At 31.0% G+C, this 1,933-nt stretch carries 2 protein-coding genes and 1 pseudogene; all 3 read left to right on the top strand.

The features are described 5' to 3' along the window. Positions 1 to 132, top strand: a pseudogene (locus CN601_RS21810) (antibiotic biosynthesis monooxygenase); the annotation flags it as partial. A 266-nt stretch (positions 133 to 398) separates the two neighbouring features. Continuing rightward, positions 399 to 1,370: a phosphotransferase enzyme family protein gene (locus CN601_RS21805; RefSeq protein WP_098172347.1), complete on the top strand. Its 972-nt coding sequence runs from the start codon at positions 399 to 401 to the stop codon at positions 1,368 to 1,370. A gap of 262 nt (positions 1,371 to 1,632) precedes the next feature. Beyond that, on the top strand, positions 1,633 to 1,833 hold the full coding sequence (locus CN601_RS21800; protein WP_098120689.1) for a cold-shock protein: 201 nt from the start codon (positions 1,633 to 1,635) through the stop codon (positions 1,831 to 1,833). Positions 1,834 to 1,933 lie beyond the last annotated feature (100 nt).

Below are 1,933 nucleotides of genomic sequence, written 5' to 3'. Positions count from 1 at the left end.
CATTGGGAAACATTAGAAGATCATACAGTCGCATTTAGGCAATCTAACGAGTATCAAGAATGGAAAAAGCAATTACATCATTTTTATGACCCGTTTCCGACAGTCGAACATTTTAAAAGAGTTAAACTTTAGTAAGTCTTATTCAACTAAAGCATGCGTTAGTTCTACAGACTGATCGACTATTTAGTCGATTTGTTTTTGCACTAAATGACAGTTTAGATTGCAATCTAATAATCTGAATAAAACCAGTAGTAATATATACCTGTCCACTTAATTTTGTGTGAAATACTAAATGAATAAAGAAAAGTCAATTCGAAAATGAAGGACTTAAACGGATTGTAAAGAAATAGAATTAAGTATTGATGGAAAATGTTATTAACTTTACGGAGGATAATATTATGGAGCAAGCTGTTGAACGAGTTTTTAAGAAAGAAATTTTACTAAATGCAGCTTCACAATTTGGGATAACCGTCGATGAAAAGCCACTCGGTGATTTTGAAAACTATATATTTAAAGGATATACAAAGGACGGAATTCCGAAAGTATTACGTTTAACTCATTCTTCTCATCGTTTAAAGGAAGAAATTGAAGCAGAGTTAATGTTTGTAAAATTTGTAAGTGAAAACGATGCGAACGTGGCTGGGTCATTAGTTTCATTACATGGGAATTTGGTTGAAGAGCACATTGCTAGTGATGGGACGAGCTTCTTTGCTTCAATGTTTGAATTCGCAGAAGGAAAATTAGTAGACCGGATGAATCCAAATGAGTGGAATGATGATTTGATGTATGCTTGGGGGAAGACAATTGGAAAGCTACACGCTTTAACAGTAAATTACCCAAAAACAACAAACAGAGAACATTTGTCTGAAAATGCGTACGTAAATGGAATGCTAAAACATGAAGAGCTTGGTCTATATACAAAAAGACTTATGGAAGAAATACAAGGTTACGAGAGAAAAGATGATTCATATGGTTTGATTCATAGTGATTTACATTTTCAGAACTTCTTCATAAATGAAGAGGGCAAAATTACGGCTTTTGATTTTGATGATCTACATTATAATTATTTTATTTCCGATATCGCAATCGTATTGTATTATTCTGCTTGGGTAAGTAAGGATTCAATTGAAGAAAAGTCACAATTTGCACGAAAACAACTAGAAGTATTTAAAAAAGGATATGAAACGGAATTTCTACTAGAGGATGAATGGTATAATAGAATATCTGCGTTTTTAAAGTTAAGAGATCATACAGTGTTTTATGTATTAACAATGAAATATGAAGGGGAAGACAAAACTCAAAGAATAATTGAACTATGTGAAGAAATTCGTCAAAGAATTATTAGTGATAAGGCAATTATTGAAATTTAATTTGAAAAATATTCATAAAAAACCTCGGAAACCCTATTGAGTGTCCGAGGTTTTATTTATTTCATTTTGCAGGGGATAATTTTATTACTAAATAAATATATTTGATATTGAACTAACTAATGCGTTAGTTGCATAAGTAGGTTTTATTAATTAGTTATATAAATTAGGAATGTCCTTTTATTTAGGGTAATTTGATTATCACTAACTATTATGTTAATATAGAAATATTAATGTGTGTAAATCGCACTAGGAGGAAACAAAAATGGAACATGGTAAAGTAAAATGGTTTAATGCAGAAAAAGGTTTTGGATTCATCGAGCGTGAAAATGGTGACGATGTATTCGTTCACTTTTCAGCAATTCAAACTGATGGTTTCAAATCATTAGATGAAGGTCAAGCAGTTACGTTTGAAGTAGAAAAAGGACAACGCGGACCACAAGCAACTAATGTAAAAAAAGCATAATTAACTAAAATTAGTCAGATTCTCTTGATAGAATCTGACTTTATTTATGTCTTATAAAATTAAAAACCCCTATTCGAAAATAGAATAAGGGTAAAATCAA

The organism is Bacillus sp. AFS017336, from assembly GCF_002555445.1.
GTDB lineage: Bacteria > Bacillota > Bacilli > Bacillales > Bacillaceae_G > Gottfriedia.
Note: the sequence above shows the minus strand (reverse complement) of the source record. Positions and strands in the feature narration are given on the sequence as shown.

Bases quoted from the DNA above. Each gene is read 5' to 3' on its own strand.
- CN601_RS21805 (WP_098172347.1), top strand. From the start codon at position 399: ATGGAGCAAGCTGTTGAACGAGTTTTTAAGAAAGAAATTTTACTAAAT.
- CN601_RS21800 (WP_098120689.1), top strand. From the start codon at position 1,633: ATGGAACATGGTAAAGTAAAATGGTTTAATGCAGAAAAAGGTTTTGGA.